12 protein-coding genes are annotated in these 19284 nt (G+C 66.6%); 7 read left to right on the top strand and 5 right to left on the bottom strand.

The window, feature by feature from the left end; genetic code table 11:
* The first annotated feature begins 298 nt into the window (after positions 1-298).
* Genes ACNI3R_RS17380 through ACNI3R_RS17370 form a run of 3 tightly spaced genes read left to right on the top strand, consistent with a single transcriptional unit; the run spans position 299 to position 4286 of the window.
* Positions 299-2464, top strand: a complete 2166-nt coding sequence (locus tag ACNI3R_RS17380; RefSeq protein ID WP_426185655.1) for an asparagine synthetase B family protein — start codon at positions 299-301, stop codon at positions 2462-2464.
* On the top strand, positions 2461-3204 hold the full coding sequence (locus tag ACNI3R_RS17375; RefSeq protein ID WP_426185653.1) for a hypothetical protein: 744 nt from the start codon (positions 2461-2463) through the stop codon (positions 3202-3204). Before ACNI3R_RS17380 ends, ACNI3R_RS17375 begins: the two co-directional genes overlap by 4 nt.
* Positions 3201-4286, top strand: coding sequence for a GSCFA domain-containing protein (locus ACNI3R_RS17370; RefSeq protein ID WP_426185651.1), 1086 nt, complete (start codon positions 3201-3203; stop codon positions 4284-4286). Before ACNI3R_RS17375 ends, ACNI3R_RS17370 begins: the two co-directional genes overlap by 4 nt.
* A 3-nt stretch (positions 4287-4289) precedes the next feature.
* On the opposite strand, the gene ACNI3R_RS17365 is transcribed toward ACNI3R_RS17370, so the two are convergent.
* Positions 4290-5258 (bottom strand): methyltransferase domain-containing protein, encoded by a 969-nt coding sequence (locus ACNI3R_RS17365; RefSeq protein ID WP_426185649.1) that lies wholly within the window; start codon positions 5256-5258, stop codon positions 4290-4292.
* Positions 5259-5377: 119 nt separating this feature from the next.
* On the opposite strand from ACNI3R_RS17365, the gene ACNI3R_RS17360 reads away from it, so the two are divergent.
* From ACNI3R_RS17360 to ACNI3R_RS17345, 4 genes are all read left to right on the top strand, one after another.
* Complete coding sequence (locus ACNI3R_RS17360; protein ID WP_426185647.1) at positions 5378-6562, top strand: sulfotransferase family protein; 1185 nt, start codon at positions 5378-5380, stop codon at positions 6560-6562.
* Positions 6559-10464 carry a glycosyltransferase gene (locus ACNI3R_RS17355; RefSeq protein ID WP_426185645.1) on the top strand — a complete coding sequence of 1302 codons (3906 nt, stop codon included), beginning with the start codon at positions 6559-6561 and terminating at the stop codon, positions 10462-10464. Before ACNI3R_RS17360 ends, ACNI3R_RS17355 begins: the two co-directional genes overlap by 4 nt.
* Before the next feature lie 96 nt (positions 10465-10560).
* Positions 10561-11547, top strand: coding sequence for a M23 family metallopeptidase (locus ACNI3R_RS17350; RefSeq protein WP_426185643.1), 987 nt, complete (start codon positions 10561-10563; stop codon positions 11545-11547).
* 76 nt (positions 11548-11623) lie between these two features.
* Positions 11624-12886 (top strand): glycosyltransferase, encoded by a 1263-nt coding sequence (locus ACNI3R_RS17345; RefSeq protein WP_426185641.1) that lies wholly within the window; start codon positions 11624-11626, stop codon positions 12884-12886.
* Between the two features lie 76 nt (positions 12887-12962).
* On the opposite strand, the gene ACNI3R_RS17340 is transcribed toward ACNI3R_RS17345, so the two are convergent.
* The 4 genes from ACNI3R_RS17340 to ACNI3R_RS17325 all read right to left on the bottom strand — a co-directional run bounded on the left by ACNI3R_RS17340 (position 12963) and on the right by ACNI3R_RS17325 (position 19283).
* On the bottom strand, positions 12963-14384 hold the full coding sequence (locus ACNI3R_RS17340; protein WP_426185639.1) for a calcium-binding protein: 1422 nt from the start codon (positions 14382-14384) through the stop codon (positions 12963-12965).
* A 245-nt stretch (positions 14385-14629) separates the two neighbouring features.
* Entirely contained in the window at positions 14630-16135 is a 1506-nt protein-coding gene (locus tag ACNI3R_RS17335; protein ID WP_426185637.1) for a calcium-binding protein, read from the bottom strand.
* A gap of 610 nt (positions 16136-16745) precedes the next feature.
* Positions 16746-18353, bottom strand: a complete 1608-nt coding sequence (locus ACNI3R_RS17330; RefSeq protein ID WP_426185635.1) for a calcium-binding protein — start codon at positions 18351-18353, stop codon at positions 16746-16748.
* A 174-nt stretch (positions 18354-18527) separates the two neighbouring features.
* Entirely contained in the window at positions 18528-19283 is a 756-nt protein-coding gene (locus ACNI3R_RS17325) for a sulfotransferase domain-containing protein (RefSeq protein WP_426185633.1), read from the bottom strand.
* Between the last annotated feature and the right edge of the window lies 1 nt (position 19284).

Genomic DNA, 19284 nt, shown 5'->3' with positions numbered 1-19284 from the left:
TCGTCGATGCTCGGTGAGATGGGTGAAAATGCATCCAAATCCGCGACGGTTTCTATTGTAGTTCATGACCTTATATGGGACATGCAGGCTGGATGAAAGTTTGGCTCGCTGCACGGTTTGAGCTTGCTTTACCGGGCCGATGGGCTAAACCAGACAGGTCATTAGTCAGAATCCTCCAGAGAATAACCCGGCCCACAAAGCCGGGTTATTCGTTTTTTGGGCTGGAGTGATCGCAGGGTCAGGCTTCTCCCGCTGAGCGGCCTTTCCCTTGCGAGGCAAAGGCGGCTAGGCACGGGCGATGGCGCTCTTCCTCCTCTGGCGAGAATCCCTGCAAACGGCCGATCCGGCCTCGATGCTCGTCGAACTCGGCGCTCATGCGCATATTGCCGACGCGCACCGCCGGGTTTCGACATTCGAGACGGTGACGGGACGGTGGCGGCTGCTCTGCTGGCCGACCGCGACCCATTTCTATCAGCCGGATGCTCAAATCTGGCACGACGACGCGCTCGGTCTCTGCATCATCCATGGCCTGATCTGGCGGATGCGCGACGGTGCGGCAGAACTGCTCGATGCGGCGGCCGTGGCGGCCTTGCTTCGCACGCCCGGCGACCGGCTGCCCGATGATGCTGGCGGCGAATATGCGATCGCGCGGGTCTTTGCCGACGGCAGCCTGATGGCCTTCTCCGATCGAGCTGGCTTGCATCAGCTGTTTCGCGGGCGCGACGGGCAACCGGTGCTGTCGAACCGCGCCTCCCTTGCTGCCGCTTGCCTCGGCGACCGCAGCCCCGATCCGGTGGCGCAGCGATGGCTGGCCGCCATCGGCTATCGTGCGGGCACGGCTACGGCCTTCGCCTCGGTTGTCCAGATCGGACAGGGCCGGACGCTGACGATCGATGGCGACGGCTCGCGAGAAGAGGGCGGCCGGTTGGATGGCTTCCTTCCGCAAGGCCCGCGCGGCTGGTCCGCAGACCATAGCGAAGACCTTGATCGCGGCATCGCGCAGGCGCAGGCGGCGATCGGGCTCGGCATTCCGGCGGACGGGCCGGTCGATCTCCCGATTACGGGGGGCAAGGACAGCCGGGTCGTGCTCGCGCTGTGCCTGGCGATGGGACTGAGAGACCGGCTTCGGCTGTTCACGCGCGGCTATGAAGGTCATCCCGATGTCATCGCCGGCCGTGGCATTGCCGAGGCGCTGGGCCTGCCCCACCGCCGCGAAGCCCCGCATGGCAGCGATGAGCCCGCCTTCTGGTCGCGCGAGCGCTTCTTCGCGAAGCTGGCGGCGCAGGCGTGGCAGAGCGACGCGATGGTGGGCGGCTGGGACCTTATCCTCGGCGAGTCGCTTGGGCAGGAGACGCTGATCAGCGGCCATATGGGCGAGGTGCTCAAGGCCTATTCCAAGAAGCGGCTGCCCGAAGGGCCGCTCGATCCCGCCGCCATGGTCCGGTTGCAGGCGCCGTTCGACCCGATGGATGTGCTCCTGCCCGAGGCGCGCGTCGCGCTGGAGGCGGAATTGCGCGCGCAGATGGACGAGGCGCGCGCTGCCGGCGCTGTCGAGGCGGATCTTCCCGATCTCTTCTATTTTCGCAATCGCTTGCCCAACTGGCTCGGCGCGATCCGGGCAATCAAGTCGTTCGAGCGGCAGCCGGTCGTGCCCCTGGGCGCACCTGCGCTGCTGGACCTGGCTTTCCGCCTGACGCCGGAGGAGCGTGCGCGCGAAGTGCTCCACTACCGGATCATCGAGCGGACCGCGCCCGAGCTTCTGCCGCTGCCCTTTGCGCTGCAGGCATGGGATGCCGCGCTGGGCGAGGGCGCAGCGCGTGCCGACCCGGTCCGGCCGGCGGCCGGGGCGCCTCCGGTCTTCGGCAACTGGCAATATTCGCTGAACCACAATGTTGCGATCCGAGCGGCTTTGACGCGGCTGATCGAGGCCAGCCCCGATCTGACGCTCTGGGCCTCGGTCGATCGCGCGGCGCTGCTCGACCGGTTACGCCATCGGCGGTTCGATATGTTCGATGCCATCAGCATGCTCGGGATCGTGATCGCTCTGCTCCACGATGCCCGGCTGGCGACACCCGTTCGGCTTGGCGAAGCAAGCGGGCCGGCCGATACTCCGGGCGGTTTTTGCGACCTTGCCGATCTGCCGAGGGTCGATGGCTATCTGGATGCGGTGGTGGAGGAGGAAGGCAGGCTCCGCTTCGATGGCTGGGCCTTTTGCGGAGCCTGGCCTGGAGCCCAGCCGGCAATCGAAGTTCGGGTGGCTGGAAGGGTGCTCGCCATCGCGGCCGCCTCGAACGATCGCCCCGACCTCATCCCGCATGGGATGGGCGATGGCCGTCACGGCTTTTCGATTGTCGTGTCGCGTGATCTGCTGCGTCCACTGGTAGACGAGTCTGGGGAAGTGGAGGTGGTGCTGACACCCTTCGATAGCGATGGCGAGATCTGCCGCCGGATGGTCCGTCCATGAGCCGGGCCATTCTCGTCATCGGGCAAAGCCATGTCGCTGCGATCCGCTCCGCCGCAAAGGCGCGGAGGGAGGCCGATCCCGACCGGCCGCGCACGAGAGTGATCCACACGCTGGAAGAGCGCTACGCCCCCGAGATGATCGGCGCGGGCGAGGAGGCGCGCTTCTCGCCCGCGCTGGAGGAAGCGATTCGCGATCAGATCGCGCGCCACGATCCGATCCGGGCGTCGGTCAGCGGGGGCAATGTCCACAATGGCTTTGCCCTGATCCGCCACCCCCGGCCGTTCGATTTCCTGCTCTCGACAGAGGCTGGGCCGCCGCTCGATTCCGCCGCCGAGCCGATCATCGAGGCGATGATGCAGACCGCGCTCGAAAGCGCGCTCGACCACGACCGGGCGCGCCTGCGCGAGATCGCGCGGATCATGGGGCCGGGCGTGATCCAGATCGAATCGCCGCCGCCGCTGGCCGATGACGCGCGGATCGCCGCGCTCGCCGACGGCTATTTCCGCGAGCGCGGCATCGCTGCTCAGGGTGTCGCGCCGGCCCCGCTGCGCTACAAGATGTGGCGGCTCCATTCGCGCATCGTCGCGGGCTACTGCGCCGATCTCGGCCTTCGCTATCTGCCCGTCCCTGCCGAGACGCAGGACGGGGAGGGCTTTCTCCGGTCGGAACTGGCGGGCGACGCGACCCATGGCAACGAAGCCTATGGCGAGGCGATCATCCGCGCATTGGAGGCGATGTGAGCGACCATCCCTATCGCGGCCTGCCCGAACAGGCCTATTGGCGGCGCGCCGTGGTTGGACGCGGGCCGGCGATCGACCCGGTGGCGGGGCCTTTCCTGCGCCTCGATCCGACCGACAAGGTAGCGACGGCGGGCAGCTGCTTCGCCCAGAACATCGCGCGCTATCTGAAGCGCAGCGGCTTCGGCTATCTCGTCAGCGAGACGGCGCACCCGATCATCCCCCCCGCAGTGGCGGAACGCCATGGCTATGGCCTGTACAGCGCGCGCTACGGCAATATCTACACGGCGCGCCAGCTGCTCCAGCTGATCGAGCGCGCTTACGGGCGGTTCATGCCGTCGGTGGATATCTGGGATGCGCCGGGCTGGGGCGGGCGGGTCGTCGATCCGTTCCGGCCCACCGTGGAGCCCGAGGGCTATGCGAGCGCGGCCGAACTGCACGCCGACCGCGCCTGGCACCTCGCCTGCGTACGCGAGATGTTCGAGACGCTCGACGTGTTCGTCTTCACTCTGGGCCTGACCGAGGCTTGGGAATCGGTCGAGGACGGGGCGGTCTATCCGGTCTGCCCCGGCGTGGCGGGCGGGCGCTTCGATCCGGCCGCGCATCGCTTCCGCAACTTCCGGGTGTCGGAGATCGTCGCCGATCTGTCCGCCTTCGTTGCAGCGCTGCGCGCGGTGAACCCGGCGGCGCGGATCATCCTGACCGTGTCGCCGGTCCCTCTGGTCGCGACGGCGAGCGGCAATCATGTGCTGAGCGCCACGACCTATTCGAAGTCGGCGCTCCGCGCGGCGGCACAGGAGCTTTGCGAGGACCTGCCCGCGGTCCATTATTTTCCCTCCTATGAGATCATCATGGGGGCGCCTGCGGGAGCGCGCTATTTCGCCGAGGACATGCGCAACGTGACCGAAGAAGGCGTGGCGCATGTCATGTCGGTGTTTATGCGCCACGCGGCCGGGATCGAGGCCGCACCGGCGACCGCATCGGTATCGCCCGACGCGCTCGAAGAGGACGAGACGCTGAGCGCCGCGCGCGACTGGGTCCGGCTGATGTGCGACGAGGCGCTGCTCGACGACGGGCCCGACTGAGTCTCAGAGCTTACGGGCGACCAGCGTATTGCCCGCTGCATAAGCGGCTCGCGCCGGTTCCGGCAGCGCGGCCAGGATCCGGCTCCAGAAGGGACCGCCCGGCGGCTGGTCGAGCAGGGCGCCGACGCTCATCGCGCGGAGCTCGTCGCGCAATAGCTGGTCCTCCAGCGCTTCGAGCAGCCCGCTCAACTGCCAATGCAGCGCATGGTCGGGGGTCTGGTTGCCCTCGGTGGCGAGATGCAGCCGCTCGAAGCCGGCGTCGAACAGCCGGGCGAGGCCCTCACGCGTCGCGTTGAAATAATGTGACGGATAGCCGTGGACGGGCACCAGGAAGGGATAGTCGATGAACACCCGCCCGCCGGGCTTGAGCATGCGCCGGAACTCGGCGGCGGCCTCCCAGGGCGAGTCCATATGCTCCATCACAGCGAAGCAGCCGATTCCGTCGAGCGACCCGTCCGCGATCGGATAGCGGCAGGCCGGTTCCATCACGATGTCGGCGCTGCGCGAGGGATAGACTTCCAGATAGAGGCAGTTGTCGAAGGTCCGCGTGCGCCGCCCGCATCCGACGTCGAGATAGAGGCCCTGCGGATCGGCGCGCACCGCCTCGACGAACAGGCCGAGCCCCGGATTGGCGGACTCGTCGTCATAGTCACCCAGATCGTGGCTCGCCCCGCCATAGGCGATGGGGAAACTGTCGGCGGCATCGACGAAGCGGAAGCTGCCGCCCGCGCCGCGCGAAGGATCGAGGATCGGGGCGAAGCGGGCATATTTCGCTTCGGCACGGGTGCCCGCCAGCCCGGCGGCGGCGCGGGTGAGCTGCTTGCGCCCTTCGCGTCGGCCATGCCGCTCGAAATGCTTCCACGCATCGCCCCCCGCCGCGACGTGGCGGGCGACGTCGGCATTGGCCGCGAGATAAAGCTCTTCGACGAAATTCTCGTCGGTGGCCGGTTCGAACCGCGTGGGATCCTGCATCGCGTCTGCCTATCGCCATCCATCCGCGAGGGCCAGCGCGTAACCGCAGGCGCGCGCTGCCTCTGTCATTTCACGCCGCCAGCGGCTAGTCGTTCCGACCGATGATCAGGGAGACGAGATTGGGCGCCGACACCCGCCAAGCCCGCATAGCCATTTTGATCCTGGGCATGCACCGCAGCGGCACCTCGGCCCTGACCCGCCTGATCGGCCATCTGGGGGCTGCTTTGCCCGCCGATGCGATCGAGGCGCATGCAGACAATGCGCGCGGCTATTGGGAATCGGCGGCGGTGGTCAAGGCCGGCGATCAGTTGCTCCGCGTCGCGCGGTCGAGCTGGTTCGACGTCCGTCCGCTCGATCTGTCGCGGCTCGAACCCTCGGCACTCCGCTCGCGCAAGGACCGGCTGTGGGAGGCGATGGTGGCGGCCTTCGGTGATGCCGCGCTGATGGCGGTCAAGGATCCGCGCCAGTGCCGCTTCGTGCCGACCGTGGTCGAGACATTGGCCGAACATGGCGTGGCGAGCCGTGCGGTGCTGATGCTGCGCGATCCGGCCGCGGTAGCGCGCTCGGTTGCCCGGCGCGACGGCACCACGCCGGCTTTCGCCCAGCTGCTCTGGTTGCGCCACATGATCGAAGCCGAGCGGGCGACCCGCGGGCTGATGCGCGCGGTCGTCGACTATGATTCGATGCTGGCCGACTGGCGCGGGACCGCCTCGAGGCTGCTGCCGCTGACGGGCGCAACCATGCCCGAGGGCGAGGAAGCGGCGGCGATCGACGCCTTCCTCGATCCGGCCCTGCGGCACCATGTCGGCGGCGCGGAGGAATTGGCGGCACCCCTCGGTCCCATCGTCGCGGCAGTGCGCGACGCCATTGCCGCCCTGGCAGACGACGATAGCGACGCGGCACGCGCCCGGCTCGACCAGGCTTATGCGCAACTCGACGCCATGCCCTGGCTGGTCGACGACATCATCCATGACGAGCTGCGCCATCGCCGCGTCGGAGGCGGAAGCGAGCCGGAAACGGCTTCGGACGGGGCTGCTCCCGCTCCGGTCGTGCCCCGCCCGTCCTTGCCCGCGCCCGATCCTGCGCTCGCCGATTCGGTGGCGCTGATCCGCGAGAGCGGGCTGTTCGATGAGGGCTGGTATCTCGCTACCTATGCCGACGCGGCGGAGGCCGGGATCGATCCGATCGAACATTATCTGACGATCGGCGCGCCGCAGGGGCACAAGCCCAATCCGCTGTTCGATACCGCCTTCTACGCGCGGCAGATGGCGCGGCGGCTGGCGGCGGCGGGGGTGTCGGCATGAAGTGCGCGATCGTCCTCCACCTCTTCTACCCCGACGTCGCGCTCGAACTGATCGACCGCGTCGCGCCGCTCGCTGGGGACGTCGACCTGTTCGTGACGCACAGCGTCGCGCTGACCGACCAGGTGCAGGCAGCGCTCGACCGGCTCTCCCGGCCTGCCCGCATCGTCGAGGTGGCCAATCGCGGCTGGGACATCGGCCCGTTGTTCGAGCTGCTGCCGCAGCTGCGCGCCGAGGGCTATGAACTGGTCGGCAAGCTGCACAGCAAGAAGGGCGGGTCGGGCTATGCGCCCGAATGGCGCCAGCTCGCTTATGACGGGATGATCGCCGACCGCGACCTGGTAGGCCGCATCCGCGAGGCCTTCGCCGCCGATCCGGGCCTGTCGCTGCTGGGGCCTCGCCGGCTCTACAAGTCGGTCGCCAGCCATATGTTTCGCAATGCGGAGCTGCTGTCCGACCTCGCCCCGCGCCTGACTGCACCGTCCTATCCGCCGGCCGACTGGGGCTTTTTCGCCGGCACCTTCTTCTGGGGGCGCCTGTCGCTGCTCGAGAAGGTCGCGACGCTCGCCGACTTCCGCGACGCCTCGCCCAACCAGGATCGCGACGGCGCCCTGGGCCATGCGGTCGAGCGGCTGTTCGGCCTTGCCCCGATCGGGCTGGGCGGTCGGATCGGACTGGTCGAGGATGGCGTGATCGAGATCGTCCAGGCGCCAGGCACCCCCTCGCACGAACCGGTGATCCAGACGCTGGTCGACGCCGCCGGCCTGTCGACCGGGCCGGTCGACGAGGCGCTGGCCGCGCTGATCGCCCGCCATAACCCTCTGATCGACTATATCCGCCATGGCCGCGAGGCCGATGCGCTCGACCCCAATCTCTATTTCTCGTCGAGCTGGTACAACAGCATCCATGCCGACGTGCACGCCGCCGGTATGCTGCCGCTGCACCATTATATCCACCATGGCGCCGCCGAGGGGCGGTCGACCGGGCCGCTGTTCGACGGCCAATATTATCGCCGCAGCTATGGCGATGTGCAGGGCGATCCGCTGCGCCATTTCCTCGAAACGGGCGCTGCGGAGGGGCGGGTGGCGATCCCGGTCAGCCGGCCGAGCTACGAGACCAGCGACGAACGCCCGCGCCGCTTCTACCGCCATTTCGACATCGTCCGCGAGGAAGCCTTCCTGCGGTCGATCGCAGACCTGCCCCAAGACGTGCGCGAGCGGGCCGATGCGACGCTGGTCAGCGTGGTCATGCCGGCCTGGAATCGGGCGGACCGAATCGCGGCGGCGATCCGCTCGGTGCTGGCGCAGAGCCATGGCCATTTCGAGCTGCTCGTGGTCGATGATGGCTCGACCGACGGCACCGCCGAGATCGCCGCCGCCTTCACCAGCGACCCGCGCGTCCGACTGATTCGGGGCGCCCATGGCGGGGTCAGCGCGGCGCGCAATCTGGGTCTGGCCGAAGCGAAAGGCGAGATCGTCGCCTATCTCGACAGCGACAACAGCTGGAAGAGCTGGTTCCTCGACGTGATGACGTTGTTCATGACGGCCGAAGGGCTCGATACCGCCTATTCGGGCATCGCCCTGCGCGACGAGATCAACCAACTGACCGGCTATCGGGGCGACGATTTCGACTGGGACGCCTGCCTCGCCGAAAATTATGTCGACCTCAACGCCTTCTGCCACCGCCGCGCGCTGGTCGACAGCCATGGCCCGTTCGATACCAATTTGCGGCGCATGGTCGATTGGGATCTGATCCTGCGCTACGCCAAGGGACGCATGGTCGGCTATGCGCCCTTCGTAGGCTGCGAATATCATGATGCGCGCAGCGATACCGGGCGGATCACCGTCAGCCAGCCCGCCGCCTTCCAGGCGCTGGTGCGGACGAAGAACCGGCTCGGCCTGCCGACCGGCGCCGACGCGCATGAGCTGGCGGCGGCGCTGCGCCTGAACGTGGCGATCAAAATCGCCGCGCCCGAGGAGGAGAAGGCCGCCTGGGGCGACTTCCACTTCGCCGAAAGCCTGGCTGCGGCGATCGAGCGTCTGGGCCATGGCGTGCGGATCGACTTTCGCGGCCGGTGGCACGGCCATTCGATCGCCAGCGAGGATCTGGTGATCGTGCTGCGTGGCCTGATCCCCTATGAGCCGCGCCCCGGCCAGATGGCGTTCCTGTGGAACATCAGCCATCCCGATCAGGTCGGCTTCGACGAATATGACCGCTACAGCCGCGTCTATGCCGCCTCGGCCTCGACCGCCGCGCTGCTGGCGCCGATCGTCCGACCGCCGGTCATCCCGATGCTGCAGGCGACCGATCCGGAGCGCTTTCATCCGCTGGAGGAGCGACCCGAGGCGCCCGATGTGCTGTTCGTCGGCAATTCGCGCGGCGTCGACCGGGCGATCGTCGGCTGGGCGATCGAGGCGGGGCATCCGCCAGCGATCTATGGCGACGGCTGGGCCGGGCGAGTGCCGGACGATCTCGTCCGCGCCGCCAATGTCGACAATCGCGACCTGGGCCGGCTCTATGCCGGGGCCGGGGTCGTCCTCAACGACCATTGGGAGTCGATGCGCGCCTTCGGCCTGTTGTCGAACCGGCTGTTCGACGTGGTCGCCGCCGGGGGCAGGGCGGTGTCCGACGCGGTGCCGTCGATGGCCTCGGTGTTCGGCGATGCGGTGCGCCAGGTCGGTAGCGCAGCTGAGTGCCGGACGGCGATCGACGAGATGCTGTCGGCGCCGCGCGACGAGGCGGCGCTGGCGGCAGCGGCGACCGAGGTTCATGCGCGTCACAGCTTCGACGCGCGGGCGCGGACTTTCATCGCCGACGCCTTCGCCATCCTGGGCCTGCCAGCGCCCTTCGCTGTGGAGGCGCAGCCGAAGGACGATCGGCTGGCGGTCCATATCGTCGCCCGCAACAGCCCGATCGGGCCGCAAAGCTCGGCCTTCATCCGCCTCGTGGCGCCGCTGACCGACGAAAGCATTGCCGGGCGGCTGCGCCTGACCCTTGGATCGCCCGACGACCCGCTGCCCGATTGCGATGTCTGCATCGTCCAGCGCACCGCGCTGCCCACCGTCGAGGCGGTCGACGCGCTGGTGCGTCAGCTGGGAGCCATGGGCGCGGCGCTGGTGGTCGATGTCGACGACGCCTTCCGGCTGATCGGCCCCGATCATCCCGAGCATGATCTCTACCGGCCCTATAATGTGGCGCTCGACCGGCTGGTTGCGGCGGCGGCGGAGACCTGGTTCTCGACCCCCGAGCTCGCCGAGGCCTATGCCGCGCTGGCGCCGCGATCGGTGATCGCGCCCAATGCGATCGACCCGCGTCTCTGGCGCGACTGGCGCAAGCCGCGCCCGATGTCGTTCGCCGGGCCGAAGGTGCATATGCTCTATATGGGCACCCACACCCATGGGGCGGATTTCGCGCTGGTCAGGCCGGCGCTCGACCGCCTGTTCGCCGAGCGCGGGGACGCGTTCGACGTGACCCTGATCGGCGTCGCGCCCGATGTCGAACCCGCGCCCTGGCTCCTCCGGCTGTCGCCGCCGGCCGAGGCGGTCAGCTATCCGCGCTTCGTTCGCTGGCTGCGCGAGCAGGGACCGTTCGATCTCGGGCTGGCGCCGCTGGTCGACAATGCGTTCAACCGTTGCAAGTCGGACATCAAGGCGCTCGATTATGCTGCGCTGGGGATGCTGCCGCTGGTGTCGGACGGCCCCGCCTATCGCGCCGATGTCGCACTGGCCCGCCATATCGTGCTGGTCGGTGACGACGACTGGCAGGGCGCGCTGTCAGCCATTCTCGACGATCGCGCCGGCGCGGCGGAACGGGCGAGGGCGCTGCACGACTGGCTCTGGTCGAACCGGGTGGTGGCGAAGGGGGCTGCCTCGCTTGCGGCACGGCTCGAAGCCTATCGGCGCTGACCAGGGGATAGCGCGAACGGCCTTTTCGTTCATGCGGGGTAAGGCGCGACAAGGCAGAACGCTTACTGTCGCACAGCTTCTCAGGAAGGACGATCGATGAAGCCCTGGCCCCTGATGACGCTCGCCGCACCGGTTCTGCTCGGTGCCGGGGCCGACATGCCGCAGCTCGGCAAGCCAATCGCCTGCACGCTGGGCAAGGATTGCGCGATCCAGAACTATACCGATCTCGACCCAAGCCCCGCCGCCAGCGACTTTCGCTGCGGCAGCCGCACCTATGATGGGCATAATGGCACCGATTTCCGGCTGCACAGCATGGATCAGCAGCGGCGCGGCGTCGCGGTGCTGGCAGCAGCCGATGGCAAGGTGTTGCGCGTGCGCGACGGGGTTCCCGACGTCTCGGTGAAGGAGGCCGGGCAGAGCGAGGCGGTGGCGCAGGCGATGTGCGGCAACGGTCTCGTCATCGAACATGCCGGCGGGCTCGAAACCCAATATTGCCACATGGCCAAGGGCAGTATCGCCGTTCGGCCCGGCCAGCAGGTAAAGGCAGGGGAGCGGATCGGTCTGGTCGGCCTGTCGGGCAACACCGAATATCCGCACCTCCACATGACGGTGCGCAAGGACGGCAAGGTGGTCGATCCCTTCGCTTATGGCGCGACGGCCGGGCAATGCGGCGGTGGACGCTCGCTCTGGTCAGCCGGTAGCGGGCTGACCGGCGCCTATCGGCCGGGCGAGGTGCTGCTGACCGGCTTCGCGACCGGCCCGGTGACGATCGCCTCTGCGCGCGAGCATGGCGAGGCGCAGCGGCCCGCCCCCGACAAGAGCGCACCCGCGCTGGTCGCCTTCGTCCAGGCGATGGGTCTCAAGGCGGGCGATGTGCAGCGGCTGATCGTGACCGGCCCCGACGGCAGCGTGCTGGCCGACAACCGCGCCAAGCCGTTGGAAGGTGACAAGGCGGAATGGTTGATCTTCACCGGCCGTAAACGCCCTGCGACCGGCTGGCAGTCCGGGCGGTACGAGGCACGCTATGAGGTCGTGCGCAACGGTAAAGCGCTCGTCTCGGAGCGTTTCTCCGTGACGCTGTGACCGCCTTTCGGCTATCCGGTCGCCTCATTGGGCGGCATGTGCCGCCGACGCCTGAATATCGGGATAGCCCAAGCCGATGCGCATATTGATCGTCCACCAGAATTTTCCCGGCCAGTTTCCGGCCATTGCCGATGCGCTGGTGGCGCGGGGCGACGAGGTGGTGGCGCTTGGGAGCACCAGCGCCACCGAACGGCCCGGCGTGCGGCTGGTCCGCTGGACGAACAAGCGCGGGACGACCCAGGGCATATTGCCGATCGCCGTGCGCGCCGAGGCGGATCTGATCCGCGGCACGGCGGCGGCGCAGGCGGCGTCGCAGCTGGCGGCGAGCGGCTTTCGCCCCGATGTCATCATCGGCCATCCCGGCTGGGGCGAGACGATCTATCTGCGCGAGATATTTCCCGACGCCAGGATCGTCCTGTTCGGCGAGCTGTTCTACCGGACCCACGGCGCCGACATCAATTTCGACAGCGAGTTCGAGGCGCCCGACCTGCCGCAGATGCTGCGGACCCACGCCAAGAACGCAACCCAGGTGCTGGCGATGACGACCGCCGACCTGATCGTCTCCCCGACCCAGTTCCAGGCATCGACCTATCCCGAGATCTTCCGGCCGATCCACCGCGTGCTGCACGAGGGCGTCGACCTGTCGGCTGCTCGCCACAATCCCAGGGCAGTCGTTCGCCTGCGCGATCGGCAGGAGCTTCGCCCGGGCGCGCCGGTGATCACCTTCATCAACCGCAATTTCGAGCGGCTGCGCGGCTTTCACATCTTCATGCGCGCGCTGCCCGATTTCTTCCGGCAGGTGCCCGAGGCCCATGTCCTCGCGATCGGCGCCGACGGGAACGGCTATGGCGGCGCGCGCGCCGACGGCAAGCACTGGCGCCATGCTATGCTGGAGGAAGTGGGGAGCGGCATTCCCGAGGGGCATCTGCACTTCGTCGGCCGGGTCGATCACAAGGCGATGATCGACATCCTCTCGGTCGGTGCGGCGCATGTCTATTATACCTATCCCTTCGCCCTCTCCTGGTCGCTGGTCGAGGCGATGGCGTGCGAATGCCTGGTGCTGGGGTCGGATACCGCACCGGTGCGCGATGCGATCGATAATGGTGTCGAGGGCGTCCTCAACGATTTCTTCGACGTGGGCGCGCTCAGCGCCGCCATGGTCCGGGCGGTGCGCGAGCCCGAGGCCTTTGCCGATATGCGCAAGGCCGCCCGTGCCACGGCGCTGGCGCGTTTCGATCGGGAGAGCGTCGGCGTTCCCGGCTGGCTGCGCCTGATCGACGATATCGCCGAGGGGCGGGTTTCCGCCGACCTCGCCGAGGTTGCGAGCGTGGCTCGCTGAGCGCGAGCGGCCGGTACGAGAGCAAGAAAAGGGCGGCCTTTCGACCGCCCTCCCGAATCCGATAGGCTGTGGAGGCTCAGCCTTCGAAGATGCCCGTGTCGACGAAGCTGTCCGCCGTCAGTGTCGTGACGCCGTTGAGGGTGATCACCGAATCGACCGCGCCGTCCTGGCCACCTGCCCGGTAGAACAAATAGGTGTCTGTTCCGACGGTGAGCGCCAGGACCTCATTATCGTCGACCGTGGCGGTCGCGGCATAGTCGAAGGCGGCCGCGATCGTGGTGAACTGGATGCCTGGCGCTGATGCGACGTCGACGACCGCGAAGGCGAGGTCGATCCTGTCGCCGGTGCCGAAGTCGGTGATCCGGTCGGTGAAGGTCACGTCGCCGACCTCCAGGCTCTGCGCCTGCGTGCCGATGAAGGCGAACAGGTCATTGCCATCGCCGCCGCTGAGGATGTCGACGCCGTCGCCACCGATGATGGTGTCGTTGCCCGCATCGCCCTGGATGATGTCGTTGCCGGCATCCCCGTTGAGGATGTCGCCATCGGCGCCGCCGCGCAGCGAATCATTGCCGGCGCCGCCGGAGATCTCGTCCTCGCCCTTATTGCCGTTGACGGTGTCGTTGCCGTCGCCTCCGGAAATGGCGTCATTGTCGGCGCCGCCGAAGATCCGGTCGCTGCCGTCGCCGCCGACCAGCGAATCCGCGCCGGCATTGCCCTGCAGATAGTCGGAGCCGTCGCCACCGCTGAGGCTGTCATTGCCGTCGATGCCGCCCGCAGCGCTCTGTCCGTACAGACGGTCATTGCCGTCGCCGCCGGACAGCGTGTCCGCGCCGCTGCCGCCGTTGACGATGACAGTCGTGTCGGAGCCATTGGCATTGAAGACGTCGTTGCCGTCGTCGAGGGAGATGTTGAACAGGCCGGTGCCGTCTGCATCGACGGTCACGCTGTCGTCGCCGGTCCCGCCGCTGACGGTGACCGCGCCGCCGCCGTTCAGCAGAATTTCGTCATTCCCGACCCCGCCGGCAATGACCAGGTCTTCTGTTGCCGTGGAGGTGATGCTGTCATCGCCTGCACCGCCATCGATCGAGCCGCCACCGAAGGCGGTAATGTCGTCATTCCCGTCGCCGCCCGACAGGGTCGCCGCGCCGGTGCCGATCGATTCGATCGTGTCGTTACCGGCAAAGCCGTAAAGATAGGAGCCGTCGTCGCTGGTGTTGAGGGTCGGGTTGTCGGACGCGTTGGAACCGATTTCCAGCGTCGCACCGCTACCGGCGATGAACGAGCTGACGAACTGGATGCTGCTGCCCGAAAGCGCGGGGCCGGGGAAGGAGAGGGTCTTGCCGTCGGCGGTCACCGTGGTGATGTCGAACGCGTTGCCGCTGTTGGTGACGGTGACGTCGGCCGGGGTGATCGCGGTCGCGGAGAAGGTCAGCGTGTCGCCGGCCATCAGATTGGCGGCTTCGGCCGAGGTCATCGTCTCGAACACATAATTGGCCATGGGAAACTCCAGTTGGACGTGGCGGGATCATCGGGCGCGCATCACCGGGATGGCGATCCGCTGCCTGAAACGCCGAAGCGGCCAACAAGGGTCTGGAATGAAGCGAGATTTTCGCCGGAACGTGCTGGCGGGTCGATGGATGCCGCCCGGTGGGCGGGCGCCTGATCGGAATGAGGCGAAGTCGGCTTGCAAAAGAAAAGGGGCGACCTTTCGGCCGCCCCGATCCCTTTCTCTGTTCCAACGGATCAGATGCCGAAGCCGAAGGCGCGCGGTACATCGAAGAAGTCCGCGTCAACGAAGCTCGCCGTGGTGATCGTAGTCACACCGTTGAGGGCAATCGCCGAGTCTACCGAGCCCTGATCGTTCCCCGAATTGTAGAACAGATAGGTGTCGGTACCGACGGTGAGGGCCAGAACCTCGCCTTCTTCGACCTCAGCATCGTTCGCATAGTTGAACGCGGCTTCGATAGTGGTGAAGATCAATCCCGGAGCCGAAGTGACATCCGTGACTTCATGGCCAATGTCGATCAGGTCGCCGGCCGAGAAGTCGGTGATGCGATCGGTGAGCGTGTCGCTGCCGATGGTGGCGATGGCTGCGTCGGTGCTGCCGAACACGAAGACGTCGTTGCCGGCCCCACCGGTCAGGATGTCGATCGTGTCATTGCCTGCACCGCCGATGAGCGTGTCGTTGCCGGCATCGCCGAGGATGACGTCGTTGCCGCTGCCGATGATATTGGCGTTATTGCCGTCAAAGCCACCGTAAATGATGTCGTCATCTGCGCCGCCGCGCAGCGAATCATTGCCGTCGCCGCCGTCGATCTTGTCGGCACCCTTGTTGCCGTTGACGGTGTCGTTGCCGTCATTGCCACGAATGAAGTCGTTGTCGGCACCACCGAAGATGCGGTCCGAGCCACGGCCGCCATCGAGCGTATCGGCGCCGGCATTGCCCTGCAGATAATCCGAACCATTGCCGCCCGAGATGATGTCGTTGCCATCCGCGCCGCCAGCAGCGCTCTGGCCATAGAGGCGGTCGTTGCTGTCGCCGCCCTCGATGGAGTCGGCGCCAGCGCCGCCTTCGACGATCGACGTCGCAGCGCTGCCGTTCGATTCGAACAGGTCGTTGCCGTCGCCCAGGCTGACGTTCAGCAGGCCGCCATCGTTGCTGAGCTGGACATTATCGTCGCCCGCGCCAGCGGTGATCGTGACAGCCGCTTCGCCGTTCAGAGTAACGGTATCGTTACCGGCGCCGCCCGTGACGACGACCGAATCGTCCTCGGTGGTCGCGCCGCCCAGAGTGATGACGTCGTTGCCGGCTCCTCCGTCGATCGAGCCGCTGCCGTTGAGCGTGATGTTGTCGCTGCCGTCACCGCCCGAAATGGTCGATGCGCCGCTCCCCGTCGACAAAATCGTGTCATTTCCCGCGAAGCCATAAATGTACGAGCCGTCGTTGCTCGTGCCCAGTTCAAGCTGGCCAGGCCCCTCATCGGCGCCATTGGTGCCAACCACCAGGGTCGCGCCGCTGCCGGCGATGAACGAGCTGGCGAACTGGATATTCGCGTCCGACAGGGCCGCACCCGGGAAGGAGAGCGACTTGCCGCCTGCGGTCAGCGTGGTGATGTCGAAAGCGTTGCCGCTGTTCGCGACGACGACATCGGCCGGGGTCAGCGTGCTGCTCGAGAATCTGAGCGTGTCAGCCGACGTGAAAATCGCGGCATCGGCCGAGGTCATCGTTTCGAACGTATAATTCGCCATCATTAACTCCAGTTGGCCCCGGCCGCGAGCGGCGTTGAGAAGGCAGCAGCGCCCTGTCGGCCGCTTATATCATGAGAACCGAAAGCGCCTAGAGCGTTTTCGAACCAGATGGAATCATCTGGTGACTCGGAAAACGCGGTAAAACAATAATCTAGAGCGATCTGTCCGATGCAATCGGAACGGATTTCGCTCTAGTGGTTTTGGGTCCGTAACTGCCGGCTGGCAAGATCGACGGGACAGGCCATCTCCTGCTCTCTTCCCGGCGAAGTGGAGGCTGTTGTGCCCCGTTCTCTGCGGTGGGTTCCGGAAGTGTCGGGAGTGCGCTTTTCAGCTTCGAACCGGGTGGCGTCGGGAAGCGGGGGCGTGCCGAATCGGTCGGTGGCGCGACAGGTCGAGACGGAGAGCCCGAGCTAAGGTGGCCAGCAGACGAGGCCCTTGGCGGCGGCGCTGGTCTGAGCTGATCGATGTCGATCGTCTCGGACCGTCATCCGGAAATGGCAGATCGAGGTCGGGAGGCTTGGAATGTCCGTCGGGAAGCTGCGATATCAGCGACACAAAAGAAAAGGGGCGGCCTTTCGGCCGCCCCGATCCTTCGATCCATCCTGACGGATCAGGCGGGTTCGACGAAGCTCGCATCGGTGAGCGTCGTCACGCCGGTGAGGGCGATGACCGACGAAGCGGCACCGCCGGTCCCAGCTGCATCGTAGAACAGATAGGTGTCGGTGCCGACGGTCAGAGCGAGAACCTCACCGTTGGTGATATCGGCATCCGCAGCATAGTTGAACGCCGCCGTCACGGTGGTGAAGATCAGGCCCGGAGCAGCGCTGACTTCGGTCACTTCGTAGCCCAGGTCGATCTTGTCGCCGGTTGCGAAGTCGGTGATGCGATCGGTGAAGGTGTCATCGCCGTCGATCAGACGGTTAGCGTCGGTCGTGCGGAACACGAACACGTCGTTACCAGCGCCACCGGTCAGGATATCGGCGCCTGCGCCACCGGTGATCGAGTCATCGCCGGCATCGCCGAGGATCACGTCGTTGCCGATACCGCCCAAGATGGTGTCGTTGTCGGCACCGCCACGCAGCGAGTCATTGCCATCGTCGCCGCTGATGTTGTCGGCGCCCTTGTTGCCGTTGACGGTGTCGTTGCCGATGCCACCGGTGATCGCGTCGTTATCGGCGCCACCAAAGATGCGATCCGAGCCGTCGCCGCCGTTGAGCGTGTCAGCGCCGGCGTTGCCCTGAATATAATCGGAGCCGCCGTTGCCGTTAATCAGATCATTAAGATCGTCGCCGCCAGCAGCACTCTGACCATAAAGACGGTCATTGCTGGTTCCGCCATTGAGCGTGTCGGAGCCCGCACCGCCTTCGACGATCATAGCACCATCGGCGCCGGTCGAGGTGAGGGTGTCGTTACCGTCGCCCAGCGAGATGTTCAGCAGGCCGTCGCCCGTGACGGTCACCGAGTCGACACCAGCACCGCCCGTGACGGTTGCTGCGGCATTACCAGCCAGAGTGATGCTGTCATTACCAGCGCCGCCCGTAACGACGACCGAGTCCTCGTCAGTGCTCGAGCCGCCCAGGGTGATAACGTCGTTGCCGGCGCCGCCGTCGACCGAGCCGCCGCCACCGAGGAAGATGTCGTCGTTGCCGTCGCCGCCAGAAATGGTGCTCGCGCCCGATCCGTCAGAAACGAGGTCATCGTCACCACCAAAGCCATAGACGTAAGAACCGTCGCTGTCGGTATCGACACCGGCTTCGTCGCTGCCGTTGGTGCCGACCGCAAGGGTCGCGCCGCTGCCGGCGATGAACGAGCTGACAAACTGAATGTTCGCGCCCGAAAGAGCCGAGCCCGGGAAGGAGAGCGACTTGCCGCCGGCGGTCAGCGTGGTGATGTCGAAAGCGTTGCCGCTGTTCGCGACGACGACATCAGCCGGGGTGAGCGTGCTGCTCGAGAAGGTGAGGACGTCGCCGGTCGTGAAATTGGCGGCGTCGGTCGACGTCATTGTTTCGAAAGTGAAATTAGCCATTAGAACCTCCAGTTGAACCTTACCCGGGCAAGCAGCGCGCAACCTCCCGTATTCACGAGCGGGAGGCGCCCCTTGCCGCCCGCGAACCGATCCCCCACGGCATGGTTCGACGAGCAAGCCCAGCACGTTGCTTAGCCAAGCTTTCTCAACCGCGCAACAGACAAAAGCGCAGCGCAGCATGGCTTTCTTCATGCGACGAGCCGCTATTTTCTATGCGGTCTGCAATGCTTGCGGTCGGGAAAGGCGCCGATTTTCGTAGAAAGGCGATCACAGCGACGAAACGAGCGCCTGTCGGGAAGCAGCAGGCGCGGTTTTCCGCGATTATTTCTGAACCAGGGCAGGTCCTGCGCGGCCGGACCTATGTCCTCAGCGATGCCAGGCGCTTGTGCCGAGCCCGGTAAGCCGTTCGAATCGCCGGAGGTCTGTGCGGTAGAGTTCGGCCAGCAGGGCCCGGTCGTCCGCCGTCAGCCGCGACGGATAATCGACATCGTCGCGCGCCTCGTGCACGCTGCGGGGCAGCACGCACGCCGGTGCATCGACCCCGAGGAAGCTGCAGACCGACGCGATCGTGGCGGCAGGATCGCTGCGGAGATCCTCGGATCGCAGGAACAGGCATTGCGCGCGGGGAAAGCTCCGCAGCAGCCGTTCGACCTGCGCGCCGTAAAGGCCTCGCTCGACATAGCTGAACACGCGGTGATGGCCGGGCGCCTGCGGATCGCCGGGCGTCAGGCGCGCGCGGCCTTCGCGGATGCACCATGCGAAGGGCTCGCGCTCCTTGCGCTTGGCATATTCCATCTTCCAGTGTGACCAGGCGCGTTCGACGGGATTGCGGAAGATCAGGATCATCCGCATCGCCGGATTATAGCGGGCGATCCGCTCGATCGCGTTCGGCCAATAGAGATAGATCGGCGTCGCCTCGCCCCACAGGCCGGGCCGGTCGGGAAAGAGAGCATGGTAGGAATCGGTGTCGGGCCGGCACCAGTCCTGCTCTTCGTCGTCGAAGAAATGCGCTTCCTTGACGTCGGGCAGATGCAGGCCCGGCACCTCGCACAGATATTCGAACAGCGCGCTGGTGCCGCCCTTCTGGACCCCCGCGACGAGGAAATCGACCTTGCGGGTCATC

It is taken from the genome of Rhizorhabdus antheiae, assembly GCF_049889055.1.
Classification (GTDB): Bacteria; Pseudomonadota; Alphaproteobacteria; order Sphingomonadales; family Sphingomonadaceae; genus Rhizorhabdus.
This window is presented reverse-complemented; position numbering and strand designations above follow the sequence as displayed.